This is a genomic window from Achromobacter sp., from assembly GCF_050285565.1.
In the GTDB taxonomy this organism is placed as follows: Bacteria; Pseudomonadota; Gammaproteobacteria; order Burkholderiales; family Burkholderiaceae_B; genus Achromobacter.
On record NZ_JBLZXG010000001.1, the window covers coordinates 277,040 to 293,313 of the forward strand.

At 66.1% G+C, this 16,274-nt stretch carries 13 protein-coding genes; 11 read left to right on the forward strand and 2 right to left on the reverse strand.

The window, feature by feature from the left end:
* Positions 1-220: 220 nt before the first annotated feature.
* Positions 221-2,602 carry an RNA-binding transcriptional accessory protein Tex gene (gene tex / locus ACN6O8_RS01250; RefSeq protein ID WP_427989271.1) on the reverse strand — a complete coding sequence of 794 codons (2,382 nt, stop codon included), beginning with the start codon at positions 2,600-2,602 and terminating at the stop codon, positions 221-223.
* Positions 2,603-2,829: 227 nt separating this feature from the next.
* On the opposite strand from tex, the gene ACN6O8_RS01255 reads away from it, so the two are divergent.
* Positions 2,830-4,911, forward strand: a complete 2,082-nt coding sequence (locus ACN6O8_RS01255; protein WP_427989272.1) for an ATP-dependent DNA helicase — start codon at positions 2,830-2,832, stop codon at positions 4,909-4,911.
* Between the two features lie 83 nt (positions 4,912-4,994).
* On the opposite strand, the gene ACN6O8_RS01260 is transcribed toward ACN6O8_RS01255, so the two are convergent.
* Positions 4,995-5,783, reverse strand: coding sequence for an outer membrane protein assembly factor BamD (locus tag ACN6O8_RS01260; protein WP_427989583.1), 789 nt, complete (start codon positions 5,781-5,783; stop codon positions 4,995-4,997).
* A 107-nt stretch (positions 5,784-5,890) separates the two neighbouring features.
* Between ACN6O8_RS01260 and ACN6O8_RS01265 the strand changes: the two genes are divergently transcribed.
* From ACN6O8_RS01265 to ACN6O8_RS01310, 10 genes are all read left to right on the forward strand, one after another.
* Positions 5,891-6,925 (forward strand): RluA family pseudouridine synthase, encoded by a 1,035-nt coding sequence (locus ACN6O8_RS01265; protein WP_427989273.1) that lies wholly within the window; start codon positions 5,891-5,893, stop codon positions 6,923-6,925.
* Positions 6,913-7,677 (forward strand): peptidoglycan editing factor PgeF, encoded by a 765-nt coding sequence (gene pgeF, locus ACN6O8_RS01270; protein ID WP_427989275.1) that lies wholly within the window; start codon positions 6,913-6,915, stop codon positions 7,675-7,677. The genes ACN6O8_RS01265 and pgeF overlap by 13 nt, the downstream gene beginning before the upstream one ends.
* A gap of 112 nt (positions 7,678-7,789) precedes the next feature.
* Positions 7,790-9,427, forward strand: coding sequence for a class I poly(R)-hydroxyalkanoic acid synthase (gene phaC / locus ACN6O8_RS01275; RefSeq protein ID WP_427989276.1), 1,638 nt, complete (start codon positions 7,790-7,792; stop codon positions 9,425-9,427).
* A 75-nt stretch (positions 9,428-9,502) separates the two neighbouring features.
* A complete protein-coding gene (locus ACN6O8_RS01280; RefSeq protein WP_427989277.1) occupies positions 9,503-10,240 on the forward strand; it encodes a 3-ketoacyl-ACP reductase in 738 nt (245 codons plus the stop codon).
* 120 nt (positions 10,241-10,360) lie between these two features.
* A complete protein-coding gene (gene phaR / locus ACN6O8_RS01285) occupies positions 10,361-10,930 on the forward strand; it encodes a polyhydroxyalkanoate synthesis repressor PhaR (RefSeq protein WP_427989278.1) in 570 nt (189 codons plus the stop codon).
* A gap of 217 nt (positions 10,931-11,147) precedes the next feature.
* Positions 11,148-11,684 (forward strand): iron transporter, encoded by a 537-nt coding sequence (locus tag ACN6O8_RS01290; RefSeq protein WP_427989279.1) that lies wholly within the window; start codon positions 11,148-11,150, stop codon positions 11,682-11,684.
* An 11-nt stretch (positions 11,685-11,695) separates the two neighbouring features.
* On the forward strand, positions 11,696-12,049 hold the full coding sequence (locus ACN6O8_RS01295) for a cupredoxin domain-containing protein (RefSeq protein ID WP_427989280.1): 354 nt from the start codon (positions 11,696-11,698) through the stop codon (positions 12,047-12,049).
* Positions 12,050-12,062: 13 nt separating this feature from the next.
* Positions 12,063-12,908, forward strand: coding sequence for an FTR1 family iron permease (locus ACN6O8_RS01300; RefSeq protein WP_427989281.1), 846 nt, complete (start codon positions 12,063-12,065; stop codon positions 12,906-12,908).
* 60 nt (positions 12,909-12,968) lie between these two features.
* On the forward strand, positions 12,969-14,366 hold the full coding sequence (locus ACN6O8_RS01305) for a 4Fe-4S binding protein (RefSeq protein ID WP_427989282.1): 1,398 nt from the start codon (positions 12,969-12,971) through the stop codon (positions 14,364-14,366).
* Between the two features lie 172 nt (positions 14,367-14,538).
* The gene (locus tag ACN6O8_RS01310) at positions 14,539-16,260 is read left to right on the forward strand and encodes a ShlB/FhaC/HecB family hemolysin secretion/activation protein (RefSeq protein WP_427989283.1); all 1,722 of its coding nucleotides are present in this window, start codon (positions 14,539-14,541) and stop codon (positions 16,258-16,260) included.
* Positions 16,261-16,274: the final 14 nt, after the last annotated feature.

A 16,274-nucleotide genomic window follows, 5' to 3' on the forward strand; every position in this document is an offset into this window, starting at 1 on the left:
TGATGATGGGCGCCTCTGCCTTGCGTGTCCGACCGCGCTGATCTTTTATTATTTGGACACAATTCGATTTTTTCTCTTTTTTTGCGGTAAGGCTTGAGAGATCGGAATGAAGGGGAGTGACCGCGGGAAGGCCCTGGTTGAATGACAACCGGCGCCTGAGGCGCCGGTTGGGGGGGCTTCCTGGTGTTTGCTGGCGGCCCCGGGGGGATCCGCCAGGGGATCAACGCTTGAGCTTGGCGAAAGCATCCGCCATGGCGCTGTTCAGCGCGCCACCGCCACCGCCGCTGTTGCCACGGCCGCTGTCGCCCTGCGGCCGACGGCCAGGACGGTCGCCGCCCTTGGGGGCGTCGGCGCCGCGACGGGCCGGCACGGCGGCGTCGTTCATGCGCATGGTCAGGGCCACGCGCTTGCGCGCCACGTCCACTTCCAACACCTTGACGCTGACGGTCTGGCCCACGCGCACCACGTCGCGCGGATCCTTCACGAACTTCTCGGCCAGCGCCGAAATGTGGACCAGGCCGTCCTGGTGCACGCCGATGTCGACGAACGCGCCGAAGTTGGCGACGTTGGTCACCACGCCTTCGAGCACCATGCCCGGATACAGATCGTTGAGCGTCTCGACGCCTTCCTTGAACTGCGCGGTCTTGAACTCGGGGCGCGGGTCGCGGCCGGGCTTTTCCAATTCGGCGAAGATGTCGCGCACCGTTGGCAGGCCAAAGCGCTCGTCCGTGAAATCGGACGGCGATACGCCCTTGAGCGCGTCACGCTGGCCGATGATCTGTTTCACCTCGGCCTTGATCCGGGCCACGATGCGCTCGACCACCGGATAGGCTTCCGGGTGCACCGACGAGGCATCCAGCGGGTTGTCGCCGTTGGGGATGCGCAGGAAGCCGGCCGCTTGCTCGAAAGCCTTGTCGCCGAAGCGCGGCACCTTGCGCAGCTGTTCACGGGTGGGGAAGGCGCCATGCTCATCGCGCCAGGCGACGATGTTCTTGGCCAGCAGCGAGTTCAGGCCCGACACGCGCGCCAGCAGCGCGGCGGAGGCCGTGTTGACATCGACGCCGACCGCGTTCACGCAATCCTCGACCACCGCGTCCAGCGACCGCGCCAGCTCGCGCTGGTTGACGTCGTGCTGGTATTGGCCGACGCCGATGGCCTTGGGATCGATCTTGACGAGTTCGGCCAGCGGGTCCTGCAGGCGGCGCGCGATCGACACCGCGCCGCGCAGCGTGACGTCGAGGTCGGGGAATTCTTGCGCGGCGGCCTCGGACGCCGAATACACCGACGCGCCGGCTTCGGACACCACCACGCGCGTCACCTTCAGGTCGGGGAAGCGTTCCTGCATGTCGCCCACCAGCTTCTCGCTTTCGCGCGACGCGGTGCCGTTGCCGATGGCGATCAGGTCGACCTTGTGGCGCGCCACCAGCGCGGCCAGGGTGTTGATGGTGCCGTCACGGTCGCGGCGCGGTTCGAACGGGTAGACGGTGGTGGTGTCGACCACCTTGCCGGTGCGGTCGATCACGGCCACCTTGCAGCCCGTGCGGATGCCGGGGTCCAGGCCCAGCACGGCCTTCGGGCCGGCCGGCGCGGCCAGCAGCAGATCCTTCAGGTTGGCGGCGAACACGCGGATCGCTTCGGCCTCGGCGGTTTCGCGCAGGCGGCCGATCAGCTCGCTTTCGAAGGCTGTCACCAGTTTGACGCGCCAGGTCCAGCGGCACACTTCGCCCAGCCAGCGCGCACGCGGCGAGGCGTCCAGCGCGAACAGGCCGTTGCCCAGCTTGAGGAAGCTGGCGATGCGCGCCACGCACGGGTGCGGCGTCTGCGCTTCGAGTTCGGCTTCCAGGCCCAGGCGGATCTCCAGCACGCCTTGCTGGCGGCCGCGCAGCAGCGCCAGGATACGGTGCGACGGCAGCGTGCGCAGCGGCTCGTTGAAGTCGAACCAGTCGCGGAAGTTGGCGCCTTCGGTTTCCTTGCCGTCGACCATCTTGGAGTACAGATAGCCGGTGGCCCAGAGGTGCTCGCGCATGTCGGCCAGCAGGTCGGCGTTTTCAGCGTAGCGCTCGGCCAGGATGTCGCGGGCGCCATCCAGCGCCGCCTTGGCGTCGTTGATCGAGGCTTCGGGATTCAGGTATTGCGCGGCCAGCGCGGCCGGATCGCAGGCGGTGTCGGCCAGGATGGCGTCGGCCAGCGGCTCCAGGCCCGCCTCGCGGGCGATCTGGGCGCGGGTGCGGCGCTTGGGCTTGTAGGGCGCGTACAGGTCTTCCAGGCGCTGCTTGGTGTCGGCGGCGGCGATTTCCTGCTGCAGTTCGGGCGTCAGCTTGCCTTGCTGCGAGATCGATTCGAGGATCGCGCCGCGGCGTTCTTCGAGTTCGCGCAGATAGCCCAGGCGCACTTCCAGATTGCGCAGGACGGTGTCGTCCAGGCCGCCGGTGGCTTCCTTGCGGTAGCGCGCGATGAACGGCACGGTGGCGCCGTCATCGAGCAGTTCCACCGCGGCGGCGATCTGGGAGGCGCGGGCGCCGAGCTCGGTCGCGAGCTGGGCCACGATACGGGCATTGTCGACGCCGGCGGCGACGTTCGTGATAACGGAAGTTTCAGACATCTCGATACGACGGCAAAAAGGAAAAACAAGGGGCGGATTGTGCCATAAGCCGTTGTTACAGAACGTGCCAGGCGGGATGCATCCGTCCCCATGGGGTGCGCCGTTTGCGACGCGGTCGGCGGAAAAGCACGGCGCCAGCGGGTATCATTTGATCCTTTCCCACCCTATCAGGGCCTGGCGCCCCCGCCGTCGATCCGCGCGGTCGATCGCGACGCCCGGCTGTTTCCATGCTGGACCTGGACATCTCCGAATTCTTCGCCGAGGACGGCCCGCTCGCGTCGGCCTTGCCCGGCTACAAGCCGCGCCCTTCCCAAGTGGAACTGGCCCAGGCCATCGGCCAAGCCATCCAGGATCGCGCCACGCTGGTGGCCGAGGCCGGCACCGGCATCGGCAAGACCTGGGCCTATCTTGTACCCGCCTTCATCCAGGGCGGCAAGGTGCTGATCTCCACCGGCACCCGCACCCTGCAGGACCAGTTGTTCACGCGCGACCTGCCGCGCGTGCGGGCGGCGCTGGCCGCGCCGGTGACGGCCGCCTTGCTCAAGGGCCGCGGCAATTACGTCTGTCATTACCATCTTGACCGCCTGCAAGGCGACGAGCGCGCGCTGAAATCGCGTGCCGAAATCCAGCAACTGCGCCAGATCCAGGTGTTCGCCGGCATTTCCAAGACGGGTGATCGTGGCGATCTGGCGCAGGTGCCCGAAGACGCCGACATCTGGCAGCGCGTCACCTCGACCCGCGAGAACTGCCTGGGCCAGGAATGCCCGCGCATCCGCGACTGCTTCGTGGTCAAGGCGCGCCGCCAGGCCCAGGAGGCTGACGTGGTGGTGGTCAACCATGCGCTGTTCATGGCCGACCTGGTGTTGCGCGAAGAGGGCGTCACCGACCTGCTGCCCGAGGCCGACACCGTCATCTTCGACGAAGCCCACCAGTTGCCCGATACCGCCACGCGCTTTCTGGGCAGCAGCGTGTCGACCCATCAATTGCTGGACTTCGGCCGCGCGTTGGAGGCCGCCGGCCTGGCGTATGCGCGCGAAGCCACCAAATGGAGCGACGTGGCGCGGCACGTGGAAACGGCGGCGCGCGAGTTGCGCCTGGTCTGTGCGCCGCTGGACCGCATGCCGGGCCGCAAGGCAACCTTCGAGGCCATTCCCAATCCCGAGGAATTCGATGCCGCGCTGGCGGTGCTGCGCGAGGCGGTGGACATCGCCACCAACGCGCTGGGCGCCGTGGCCGAGCGCCATCCCGATCTGGTGGCGGCCGCGCGCAGCGGCGCCGAGATCGCCGTGCGTCTGAAGCGCTGGGCCACGCCGGCGCGCGACGCCTCCGTGGTCGACGACGAGGGTTGGGGCCGTGACGACCACGCGCCCGAACCGCCGGCGGCCCTGGGCGATGGCCTGTCGACGCCGGTCGCCATTCTCGAAGGCGCGGCGGCGGCCGCCGAATGGGCCGGACCGGCGGTGCGCTGGGTCGAGCATGGTCAGCACCATGTGCGCCTGCACTCCGCGCCGCTGTCGGTGGCGCAGGCCTTCTCCAAATACCGCAAGCCGGGCCAGGCCTGGATCATGACGTCGGCCACCTTGTCGGTGAACGGCGAGTTCACCCATTTCACCGGCCAGTTGGGGCTGGATCGCGCGCGCACCGGCAAGTGGGAGTCGCCCTTCGATTATCCCGAACAGGCGTTGCTGTTCGTGCCGCGCGGCATGCCCGAACCGCAATCGCCGCAGTTCCTGGACCGCTTCGTGCAGACGCTGCTGCCGCTGCTGCAGGCCAGCCCGGGGGGCACGCTGGTGCTGTGCACGACGCTGCGCGCCGTGGACAAGGTCGCCAATCTGTTGGCCGATGCCTTCGATGACGCTGGCCATGACTGGCCGCTGCTCAAGCAGGGCGAAGGCACGCGCCGCGACCTGCTCGACCGCTTTTGCAAGCTGACCCACCCGGTGCTGGTGGGCAGCGCCAGCTTCTGGGAAGGCATCGACCTGCCCGGCGATGTGCTGACGCTGGTGGCAATCGACAAGCTGCCGTTCGCGCCGCCCGACGACCCCGTGATCGAGGCGCGCCTGCGGGCCTGCCGTGCCCAGGGCGGCAATCCCTTCTCCGAATACCAGTTGCCCGAGGCCGCCATCTCGCTCAAGCAGGGGGCCGGCCGCCTGATCCGCACGGAGTCCGACTGGGGCGTGCTGATGGTGGGCGACGCGCGCCTGGTCGAAAAGCCCTATGGCAAGCGCCTCTGGCGCGGCCTGCCGCCGTTCGCGCGCACACGTGAACTCGAGGAAGTGCTGGCGTTCTACCGCCGCAAGCAGGCATAGGGCGCCGCCAGCGGGCTTGATGCGGGCAAAAAAAAACCCTTCGATCGCTCGAAGGGTTTTTTCCCATGCCGTGGCCGGTCAGGTCAGTTGAACGGATTCCACCAGCTCTTGTCGGCCTTCAGGCCCTTGCTCTTGAACACGCTGTTGGGGAAGTTCTTGTCCAGCACGCGCTCCGAGTCGTTCTTGAGTTCGGTCATGCCGAGCTTGTCGTACGAGGCGACCATGATGTAGAGGGCTTCCTCGGTGGCCGGCGCGCCTTCGAAGTCGGTGATGACCGTCTGCGCCCGGTTGGCCGCCGCGACGTAGGCGCCGCGTTCGAAGTAGTAGCGGGCCACGTGCACTTCGTTCATGGCGATGGTGTTGACCAGCCAGGCGACACGCTTTTCGGCGTCCGGGGTGTACTTGCTGTCCGGATAGCGCTTGATCAGCTCGTTGAACGCGTCGTAGGACGCGCGCAGACCCTTGGGGTCGCGCTCGGCGGGATCCTGGCCGGTGATGCTGCTCATGAAGGCGCTGGCCGGGGTGAAGTTGATCAGGCCCTTCAGGTACAGCGCGTAATCGGTGCCCGGATGGTTGGGGTAGAGCTGCTGGAAGCGGTCGATCGCGGCCAGCGCCTGTTCGTTTTCGCCGTCCTTCCAGTTGACGTAGGCCAATTCGAGCAGGGCTTGCTGGGCATAGACGCCGAAGGGGTAGCGGCTTTCGATGGCGGTCAGGCGCTCGCGCGCCTCCTTCCAGCCTCCCGAGGAGATTTCGGCCTTGGCGTCGGCGTAGAGCTGTTCGGCGCTCCAGTTGGCGGTCTTATCGTATTTGCTGTTGGTCGAGCCGCAACCGGCGATCGCGATGACGGCAAATAGCGCGATAACCACGCGCAAGACCGACCCGCTTCGGGAGGCGGGGTTCGAGGGAGCTGCGGGGTGGTGAATCACGAGAATCGTATCCTTGGTGGTAGCATGGCAGGCTGATTATATGATTTGTCTCCATGTCCGCTACAGCCTTCAGCGCAGATCTCGTTTCCGACGATGAACTCCTGGACTTTTCCGATGGTCATTCCGGCGAAAACCCAGGGGGAAAATCGCACGGCGGGTCGCTTGAAAACGCGCAACTTGTAACGGTGCCCGCGGGCACCCGGGCCGACCGGCTCGACAAGGTGCTGGCCGGGCTGTTGCCAGACCATTCCCGCAGCCGCCTGCAAGGCTGGATCGAGGCCGGCAACGTGCACGTCAACGGCGCGCCGGGCAAGGTGCGCCAGACGGTCGGGCCGGGCGACGAGATCACCGTCTGGGCCCAGCCCGCGCCTGAAACCCTGGCATTCGCGCCCGAACCCATCGACTTCCCGGTCGTGGAAGAAAGCGCCGACTGGATCGTGGTGAACAAGCCCGCCGGCCTGGTGGTGCATCCGGGCGCCGGCAACTGGAGCGGCACGCTGCTCAACGGCCTGCTGCACCGCTATCCGGAACTGGCCCAGGTGGCGCGCGCGGGCATCGTTCACCGGCTGGACAAGGATACCTCCGGTCTGATGGTGGTGGCGCGCAACGAGATCGCCCAGACCCACCTGGTGCGCCAATTGCAGGCCCGCAGCATGGGCCGCGAATACGTGGCGCTGGCGCACGGCTGGCTGGCCGCCGCCGGCAAGGTCGACCGCCCGATCGGCCGCGATCCGCGCGTGCCGGTGCGCATGAGCGTCGAGCGTCCGGTGGCGCCCAAGCCCGCCGTCACCCACTATGCCCCCGCGCGGCGCGGCCAGGTCGATCCCGGCGGCCGCGTCAGCGAGGTGGTCTGTCGCCTTGAGACCGGCCGTACCCACCAGATCCGGGTGCACCTGGCCAGCCTGGGACACCCGCTGCTCGCCGACACCCTCTATGGCGGCAAGAACATCGCTGGCGCGCAGCGGCAGATGCTGCATGCCCGCGCCTTGCATTTCGACGATCCGGGCGGGCGGGGCGAGGTCCGTTGCGTCGCGCCGGTGCCGGCCGACATGACCCAGGTCCAGGAAGCGATCGCATGGAACGCGTGATGCAAGGCTTGCCCGTGGTGACCGGCCCGGTCTGGGCCGGCGTCAATTATTTCTGTACCACCCGGGCCGGTGGCGTGGGCCTGCCCCCGCACGACACCTTCAACCTCGGCCGCCGCGCCGGCGATGATCCCGACGCCGTGGCCGAGAACCGCCGCCGGTTGCGCGCGGCGCTGCCGGCCGAGCCCCTGTGGCTGCGCCAGGTACACGGCAGCGAGGTGGTTGACGCCGACGCCGCCGACCTGCCGGACGAACCCGCGCTGGACGCCAGCGTCACCGCGCGCCCGGGCCGGGTGCTGGCCGTGATGGTAGCCGACTGCCTGCCGGTGGTCATGGCCGACGCCGACGGCCGGGTCCTGGGCGCGGCGCACGCCGGCTGGCGCGGCCTGTCCGGCGGCGTGCTGGAACACACGCTGGCGGCGATGCGCGCCAAGGCGCCGCGGGCCACGGCCTGGCGCGCCTGGGTCGGCCCCGGCATCGGGCCGGCCGCCTTCGAGGTCGGGCGCGATGTGCTGGACGCCTTCCTCGCCGACGATGCCGCCGCCGAACGCTATTTCCGGCCGCGGCCCGGCGCGCCGGGCAAATGGCTGGCCGACCTGGCCGGCCTGGCCGAATTCCGCCTGCGCCGCGCCGGGGTGCAGGAGGTCACCCTGAGCCGTCTGTGCACGGTGTCGGACGCGGCGCGCTTCTTTTCCTACCGCCGCGACGGCGAGACTGGCCGGATGGCTTTGCTGGCCTGGCTGGATCCGGATTGATCCAGCGCAAGACGGCCGCATGCGCCTGCCTTGCCTCATTGAATACCCGCATTGACAGCCCTTAACCCGACATGCAACATCAATCGGGAAGTCTCGATAACAAGGTGTCGAAGTGAATGCCAATCTCTCCGCTTCAGGGCCCCATCCGGTGAGCGTGGCTCCGGACGTCCTGGCCGACATCCAGGCTGAGTTCTCGCGCGAGTGGCAGCGGCTGTGCGACGATGCCCGCCGTGGCGCGCTGGCGCCGCCGGCCGACCGCCGTTTTGCCGGCGAGGCCTGGGCCGCCAATGGCCAGCATCTGCTGATGGCGCATACCTACCTGCTGTCATCCCGTGCCATGGCGCGCATGGTCGACGCGGCCCAGGTCAGCGAACCGATGCGCGACCGGCTGCGCTTTTCGATCATGCAGTGGGTCGACGCGCTGTCGCCGTCGAACTTCCTGGCGCTCAATCCCGATGCCCAGCAGTCCATTGTCGAAAGCGCCGGCCGCGCCCTGAACGAAGGGCTGGCCAACCTGCTTGGCGACGTCAAGAAGGGCCGCATCACCCAGACCGACGAGACCCAGTTCGAGATCGGCCGCAACGTGGCGGTGACCCCCGGCGACGTGGTGTTCGAAAATGCGCTGTTCCAGCTGATCCAGTACCAGCCCGCGAGCGCCACGGTGCACGAGCGGCCGCTGGTGATCGTGCCGCCGAACATCAACAAGTTCTACATCCTCGATCTGCAGCCCGAGAACTCGTTCGTGCGCCATGCGGTCGAGCAGGGCTTCACGGTGTTCCTGATGTCGTGGCGCAATCCGCTGGCCAGCGATACCGATGGCATCGATCGCGCCACCTGGTCCGACTATCTCGACGATGCCGTGTTGCGGGCCCTGCGCGTGGCCAGCGACATCACCGGCCAGCCGCAGGTCAACGCCCTCGGTTTCTGCGTCGGCGGCACCATGCTGGCCTCGGCGCTGGCGCTGGCCGAAGCGCGCGGCGAGCATCCGGTGGCGGCGCTGACGCTGCTGACCTCGTTGCTCGATTTCCATGACACCGGCATCCTCAGCGTCTTCGTCGACGAGGCTCACGCGCTGCTGCGCGACCATCAACTGGGCAACGGCGGGCTGATGCCCGGGCGTGACCTGGCCACCACCTTCTCGTTCCTGCGGCCCAACGAACTGGTCTGGAACTACGTCGTCGGCAACTACCTGAAGGGCCAGAAGCCGCCGCCCTTCGACCTGCTGTTCTGGAATGGCGACAGCACCAACCTGCCGGGCCCGTTCTTTTCCTGGTACTTCCGCAATACCTATCTCGAAAATAACCTCAAGGTGCCCGGTCGCGCCCAGGCCGCCGGTTTGCCGCTGGACCTGACGCGCCTGTCGATGCCGGCGTATATTTTCGGTTCGCGCGAAGACCATATCGTGCCGTGGGTGTCGGCCTACGCGTCCACCCAGCTGCTGCGCGGCCCGCAGCGTTTCGTGTTGGGCGCGTCGGGCCATATTGCCGGCGTGGTGAATCCGCCGGCCAAGAAGCGCCGCAGCTACTGGGTGGCCGACAATCTCGGCGGCGCCGGCCGGCCCCTGCCGGGCGATCCCAACGCCTGGCTGGCCCAGGCCCAGGAAAAGCCGGGCAGTTGGTGGCCCGATTGGGCCGCCTGGCTGGCGGGGCATGCCGGCAAGCAGGTCAAGGCACGTGCAAAATCAGGTAACGCCCGGTACCGGCCGATAGAACCGGCGCCGGGCAGGTATGTAAAGGTCAGGGCAGCCTGAAGCCGCGCATGCGGTGGGCCCAGGCCAATAAGAAGTCAATCAACGAGGCGTCCGTCGCACACAGGAGGAAGTCCAATGAGCGGAAAACTGGCTTACGTTACAGGCGGGATGGGCGGGATCGGCACCTCTATTTGCCAACGCCTGGCCAAAGAAGGCTTTCGCGTGGTGGCAGGCTGCGGCCCGAGCCGCAATTACCAGCAATGGCTGGATGAGCAGGCGGCGCAGGGATATACCTTCCATGCGTCGGTCGGCAACGTGTCCGACTGGGATTCCACCGTGGCCGCCTTCGAGCGCGTCAAGGCGGAGCTCGGGCCGGTCGATGTGCTGGTCAACAACGCGGGCATCACCCGCGACGGCCTGTTCCGCAAGATGACGGCCGACGATTGGCGCGCGGTCATCGACACCAATCTGAACAGTCTGTTCAACGTGACCAAGCAGGTCATCGACGGCATGGTCGAGCGCCAGTGGGGGCGCATCATCAACATCAGCTCGGTGAACGGTCAGAAGGGCCAGTTCGGCCAGACCAACTACTCCACGGCCAAGGCCGGCATCCATGGCTTCACCATGGCGCTGGCGCAGGAAGTCGCCAGCAAGGGCGTCACCGTCAACACCATCTCGCCCGGCTACATCGGCACCGACATGGTGCGCGCCATCCGGCCGGACGTGCTGGAGAAGATCGTGGCCACGATTCCGGTGCGACGCCTGGGCACCCCCGAGGAAATCGCGTCGATGACGGCGTGGCTGGCTTCAGATGAATCCGGCTTTTCCACCGGGGCGGATTTCTCGCTCAACGGCGGCCTGCACATGGGCTGACGCATCGCGGGCCGCCCGGCGGGCGACCCTTCCGCGCCGCGGTGCCTCGGGGAGACGGCGCCGCGGCATTACACTTCACCCTATTCGAAGTCTTAGAGATCGCCCGATCCGGGGACAACCATGACGCAAGCACAAACCGGCGCCAGCCTGCGCCTGATTAAAAAATACCCCAACCGTCGTCTGTACGACACCCGGACCAGCACCTACATCACCCTGGCGGATGTCAAGCAACTGGTTCTGGCCAATGAGGAATTCCAGGTGGTCGACGCCAAGAGCGCCGAAGACCTCACGCGCAGCATCCTGCTGCAGATCATTCTCGAAGAAGAGAGCGGCGGCATGCCCATGTTCTCGTCGAACATGTTGTCGCAGATCATCCGTTTCTATGGCCACGCGATGCAGGGCATCATGGGCTCTTACCTGGAAAAGAACATCCAGGCCTTCATGGAGATCCAGCAGCGCATGGCCGAGCAGTCCAAGGGCCTGTATGGCAGTCAGTTCGGCCCCGAAGCCTGGGCCCAGTTCATGAACGTGCAGACGCCGATGCTGCAGAACATGATGAACAACTACATCGACCAGAGCAAAAATCTGTTCGTGCAGATGCAGGACCAGATGCAGGATCAGACGCGCGCCATGTTCTCGAATTTCCCGTTCAACCCGGGGAGTTCGCAGGGCGGCGGACGCAAGTCGTAAAAAGGACGGGCCGCGGCGGCGCCGCGGACCCCGCCTTTGCTCAGCCGGCGTGGCATTGCCCGCCGGCTTTTGTTTTGTTTGATGGGACGCAACGTTCCTCAAATAGCAGACGAATCTGATTCAGGGATATGTCAGATTTTTTCGTTACATTAATGCAAACGGTTCTTGTTTATGTTTTTAGAATCCGTCGTTTCAATCGAGCTTCGAGGATGACCCCATGATGAAGAAAGCCTTGGCCCTGGCCATTGTCGCTTTGAGCATGTCCGCCGCCCAAGCGGCCGAATACCCGATCGGCAAGCCCGTGGAAAAGGGCGGCATGGAAATTGGCGCGGTCTACCTGCAGCCGATCGAAATGGATCCGCCGGGCATGATGCGCCCCGCCAAGGATTCCGACATCCACCTCGAAGCCGACATCCACGCCACGGCCGGCAATCCCACCGGCTTCCCCGAAGGCGAATGGATGCCCTACCTGGTCGTGAAATACGAAATCCAGAAGGTCGGCAGCCAGAACGTGCAGAAGGGCACCTTCATGCCCATGGTCGCCAACGACGGCCCGCACTACGGCGAGAACATCAAGCTCGAAGGCCCGGGCAAGTACAAGCTGAAGTACACCATCCTGCCGCCGACCGCCGACAAGATGAGCCATTTCGGCCGTCACATCGACAAGGAAACCGGCGTGGGCGACTGGTTCCAGCCGTTCGACCTCGAATATGAATTCGTCTATGCCGGCACCGGCAAGAAGGGCGGCTACTGATCGTGCGTAGCATGCGTCTCCTGCGTCACCTTTGCGCCGCGCTGCTGATCAGCGTGGCGGGTCTGGCCGGCATGGCGCCCGCGCAGGCGGACGAACTGCCCACGTTCACGCTGACGTTCAAGCCCAACGGCACCTTTGAACCGGCCACGCTGGAAGTCCCGGCCGGCCGGTTCAAGATCGAACTGATCAACGAAAGCAACGAACCGGTCGAATTCGAAAGCATCCCGCTGCGCAAGGAAAAGGTGCTGGGCCCCGGGGTCAAGTCTTTCGTGGTCATCACCATCTCGCGTCCGGGCGAGTATCCCTTCTTCGATGATTTTCACCAGTCGGTGAAGGGCACGCTGGTCGTCAAGCCCAAGGAATAGGCAGTCGCATTACATGGAACAGGTTCTTTTCATCGTCTGGCGCGAAAGCGTCGAAGCCATGCTGGTGGTGGGCATCTTGTACACCTGGCTGCGCTCGACACCGGAAGGCAAACGCGGACTGAAGTATCTGTGGGGCGGCGTGGGCGCGGGCCTGGCGCTGGCGATCGCGCTGGCGCTGGTGCTGCTGGGCGTGTCGACCTGGCTCAGCGACGAAGGCCAGGAATGGTTCCAGGCCATCATGTCGCTGGCGGCGTGCGCGCTGGTGGTACAGATGGTCGTGTGGATGAAAAAGCACGGCCGCACCCTCAAGGGCGAACTCGAAAGCGGCGCCCGGTCGTCGGTGGCCAACGACAACTGGTGGGGGCTGTTCGTGCTGGTGGCCATCGCCGTGGCCCGCGAAGGCAGCGAAACCGTGGTGTTCCTGTACGGCACCGTGGCGGCGGGCGAGGGCGGCAACAACATGCTGATGCTGGCGCTGGCCGGCGTGGCCGGTTTCGTGGTGGCCCTGCTGACCTTCTGGCTGCTGCAGCTGGGCGGCAAGCTCATCACCTGGCGTCGCTTTTTCCGCGTGACCGAAATCCTGCTGCTGTTGCTGGCCGGTTCGCTGCTGGTGGGCGGGCTGGATCACCTGATTTCGCTGGATGTCTTGCCGACCATTGTCGATCCGGTCTGGGACAGCTCCTGGCTGCTGAGCGACAGCACCGGTATCGGTAAGGTTCTGGCTGATTTTGCTGGCTACCGCGCCTTGCCGGCCCTGATCTCGGTATTGTTGTGGGTTGCGTACTGGATCGTGGTGTGGGCGCTGCTGCGCTGGGTGGGCGGCAGGCCCGCGCCCGTGGCGGCGCGTGCCGCATCCTGATCGATGTTTCAGGTACGCAAGGCGACGCTTTTACCGGACTGAATTAATGAAGGTTTGACCATGGCAGCTGCACTCGGGAGGGCGACCTCCCGTATCGCCGACTTTCTCCGAGACCATGCCCCTCTGTTGCGCAAGCTGCAGTGGGGCATTGTTGCGATATACGCTTTCCTCCTGATCGTGCCGGCCCTCATGCCGTTGCCGGACAATTCGGCCTCGGTGTTCAACAACCTGACCATCATTGCGCAGTTCGCGTTCTGGGGCGTGTGGTGGCCGTTCGTGCTGGTCTCCATGCCCATTCTCGGACGGGCCTGGTGTGGCTGGTTCTGTCCGGAGGGCATGCTCACCGAGTGGGCCAGCGAACGCGGCCAGGGGCATGCCATTCCCAAGTGGATGCGCTGGGGCGGTTGGCCGTTCGTGGCCTTCGCTCTGACCACGATCTACGGGCAGCTCGTCAGTGTGTACCAGTACCCGCTGGCGGTGCTGGCGGTGCTGGGCGGCTCCACCGTGGCCGCCATGATCGTCGGTTGGCGCTATGGCCGCAGCAAGCGGGTCTGGTGCAAGTACCTGTGCCCGGTCAACGGCGTGTTCAATCTGTTGGCCAAGCTGGCGCCGTGGCACTTCAAGGTCGACGAGGAAAAGTGGCGCCACCCGGTCATCCGCATCGAACCCATCAACTGTGCGCCGCTGGTGCCCTTGCGACACATGAAGGGCGCCGGCGACTGTCACGTGTGCGGCCGTTGCAGCGGCTATCGCGGCGCCATCGCGCTGACGCCGCGGTCGCCCGAGGAAGAAGTGGTCAGCGTCACCGATGGCGAACCCTGGCAGACCGCGCTGCTGTGCTTCGGCCTGATGGGCATCGCCATGGGCGCCTTCCTCTGGAGCGCCAGCCCCTGGTACGTGGCGGCCAAGCAATGGGCCGCGACCTGGCTGGTCGAGCACGACATCATGTGGCCGCTGCTGGACAACGCGCCGTGGTTCATCCTGACGCATTATCCGGAAGTGAACGACAGCTTCTCGTGGCTCGATGGCGCGGGCATCCTGATGTTCGTGGTCGGCGCCACGGTGTGCGTGGGCGGCGCCACGTTCCTGTCGCTATGGATTGCCGACCGGTTGGCGCCCGCCGCGCCGGTGGCCGGCCAGCAAGCGGCCGGCTGGTTCCGTCCGGGCCTGCATAAGCTGGCCCAGGGGCTGATTCCCTCGGCCGGCATCGGTGTGTTCCTGGGGCTGTCGGCCACCACCATCAATCTGCTCAAGCACGAAGGCGTGCGCGCCGCGTGGGCGGCGCCGGTGCGCTTCACCCTGCTGACGCTGGCGGTGCTGTGGACACTGCGGCTGTTCGCGCGCCTGTTGAACCAGCGCCCCGTCGGCCTGTTCCGCAAGACCGCGGCCTGGCTGGTGTTGGCGGCAGGGCTTGTGCCTTTCTGTTGGTCCTGGGTGCTGTTTTTCGCCATCTGGTGATGGTCGCGCGCTGACGCGAAAACCGACGACGCGGGCGCGTCGTTGCGCGCGGGAAATGTCGTCCGCCATTTCCTGCGGGCAGCGGGCAGCGCTTGAATTTGTACGACCATTTAACAATTACGTGCCCCGGTAATTCGTTGCTACTCTGGCTCCGCGCAATCAAGGAGCAGAGATGCAGTGCAGTCGTCGCGGTGGGCTGTTGTTCTTGCAGGGGCCAGGGCTGCTGGTTCTCGCCACCGCCATTGCACCTGTTTTCGCCGCCTCGGGGCTTGAGACGCCGGCGTCGCCCGCAACCGTCATCGATGCTCGCGAGCAACTGCGCCAACAAGAGCGCGAGCGCGCCCTGCAACAGCAGAATACCCCGCGGGTTGACGAGCATCTTCCCCGTCCTGAAGTCTCCCCATCCGATTATCCCGCCGACGACAGTCCCTGCTTCGTCATCAAGGCCCTGCGGCTGACCGGCGATTCGGCCGCCGGTTTTCAATGGGCGCTCGATGCTGCCGCGGGCGCAAATGGCCGCTGCCTGGGCGGTGGGGGCATCATGGTGGCGATCAACAAGGTGCAGAACGCCATTCTGGCCAAAGGTTATGTCACGACGCGGGTGCTGGCGCAGGAACAGGATCTGACCCGAGGCCTGCTGACATTGACGCTGGTGCCCGGCCGCGTTGGCGACATCCGCTTCGACGAGCCGGTCTCGTGGCGCGGCCGCTTATGGAATGCCATCCCGGCGTCGCCGGGCGATATTCTCAATCTGCGCGATATCGAGCAGGGCCTGGAAAATCTCAAGCGCGCGCCCAGCGCGGCCGCCGATATCCGGATCGCGCCGGGACAGCGCGGCGCCACCAGCGACCTGCTGGTGAGCTGGCACGAAAGCCGGCCGATACGGCTGAGTCTCGGCCTGGACGATAGCGGTTCGCACAGCACCGGGCGTTACCTGGGGTCCGCCACCCTGGCCGTGGACGCCCCCTTCGCGCACAACGATCTTTTCTACGCCAACGTCGGCAGGGATCTGTTCCCGCAAGACACGCTCGGCAGCCGTTCCCATGCCTTGAACTACGTGTTCCCGCTCGGTTACTGGGCCTACAGCGTCAATTACAGCAATTACGCCTATCACCAGAACATCCCCAGCGCCAGCGAGCTGCTCAGATACAGCGGCAAGAGCGCGAGCCTTCAGGTCTCCGTGTCGCGGCTGGTGTATCGCGACCAGGCGCACAAGACCACGCTCAACCTGCGCGCGTACCGCAAATATTCCACCAACGCGGTCAATGAGATTGACATCGGGCAACAGCGGCGTCGCACCGCCGGGTGGGAGCTTGGCGTCACCCAGCGAAGTTATCTGGGCAGCGCCACGCTGGACGCGAACCTGGCCTGGCGGCACGGCACCGGCGCATTCGGCGCCCAGCCCGCGCCCGAGGAGGCTTCCCGCAGCGGGAGCGCCCGTGGCGGTGTGTTGTCGGGCGACATCAGCGTCAACCAACCCTTTGTCTGGGGAACGCAGCCTTGGCGATATCTGGCGGCTGTCCGGGGCCAGTGGAGTCCGGACGCGCTGACGCCCCAGGAGCGCATGGCCATTGCCGGCCGTTATACGGTGCGCGGCTTTGACGGCGAGCAGACGCTGTCCGGCGAGAACGGACTGCTCTGGCGTAACGAACTGGCCTGGAATGGGTTGTCGCACAGCGCCGCGCTGTATGTGGCCGTGGACTATGGGCGGGTGGGCGGCCAGGGGGCCCGGTACCTGGTCGGGCGTCAGTTGGCGGGCGGGGCCTTGGGGCTGCGCGGCGTGCTCTGGGACAAACTGGGCTACGACTTGTTCGCCGGCGCGCCGATCCACAAGCCGCACGCGTTCCGCACCTCGGCCATGACCCTCGGATTCAGCCTGAATCTGGAAATCTGATACCGCCTTCCAAA

Bases quoted from the DNA above. Each gene is read 5' to 3' on its own strand.
- ACN6O8_RS01255 (WP_427989272.1), top strand. From the start codon at position 2,830: ATGCTGGACCTGGACATCTCCGAATTCTTCGCCGAGGACGGCCCGCTC.
- ACN6O8_RS01295 (WP_427989280.1), top strand. From the start codon at position 11,696: ATGCGTCTCCTGCGTCACCTTTGCGCCGCGCTGCTGATCAGCGTGGCG.
- ACN6O8_RS01290 (WP_427989279.1), top strand. From the start codon at position 11,148: ATGATGAAGAAAGCCTTGGCCCTGGCCATTGTCGCTTTGAGCATGTCC.
- ACN6O8_RS01265 (WP_427989273.1), top strand. From the start codon at position 5,891: ATGTCCGCTACAGCCTTCAGCGCAGATCTCGTTTCCGACGATGAACTC.
- pgeF (WP_427989275.1), top strand. From the start codon at position 6,913: ATGGAACGCGTGATGCAAGGCTTGCCCGTGGTGACCGGCCCGGTCTGG.
- ACN6O8_RS01300 (WP_427989281.1), top strand. From the start codon at position 12,063: ATGGAACAGGTTCTTTTCATCGTCTGGCGCGAAAGCGTCGAAGCCATG.
- ACN6O8_RS01305 (WP_427989282.1), top strand. From the start codon at position 12,969: ATGGCAGCTGCACTCGGGAGGGCGACCTCCCGTATCGCCGACTTTCTC.
- ACN6O8_RS01280 (WP_427989277.1), top strand. From the start codon at position 9,503: ATGAGCGGAAAACTGGCTTACGTTACAGGCGGGATGGGCGGGATCGGC.
- tex (WP_427989271.1), bottom strand. From the start codon at position 2,602: ATGTCTGAAACTTCCGTTATCACGAACGTCGCCGCCGGCGTCGACAAT.
- ACN6O8_RS01310 (WP_427989283.1), top strand. From the start codon at position 14,539: ATGCAGTGCAGTCGTCGCGGTGGGCTGTTGTTCTTGCAGGGGCCAGGG.
- phaR (WP_427989278.1), top strand. From the start codon at position 10,361: ATGACGCAAGCACAAACCGGCGCCAGCCTGCGCCTGATTAAAAAATAC.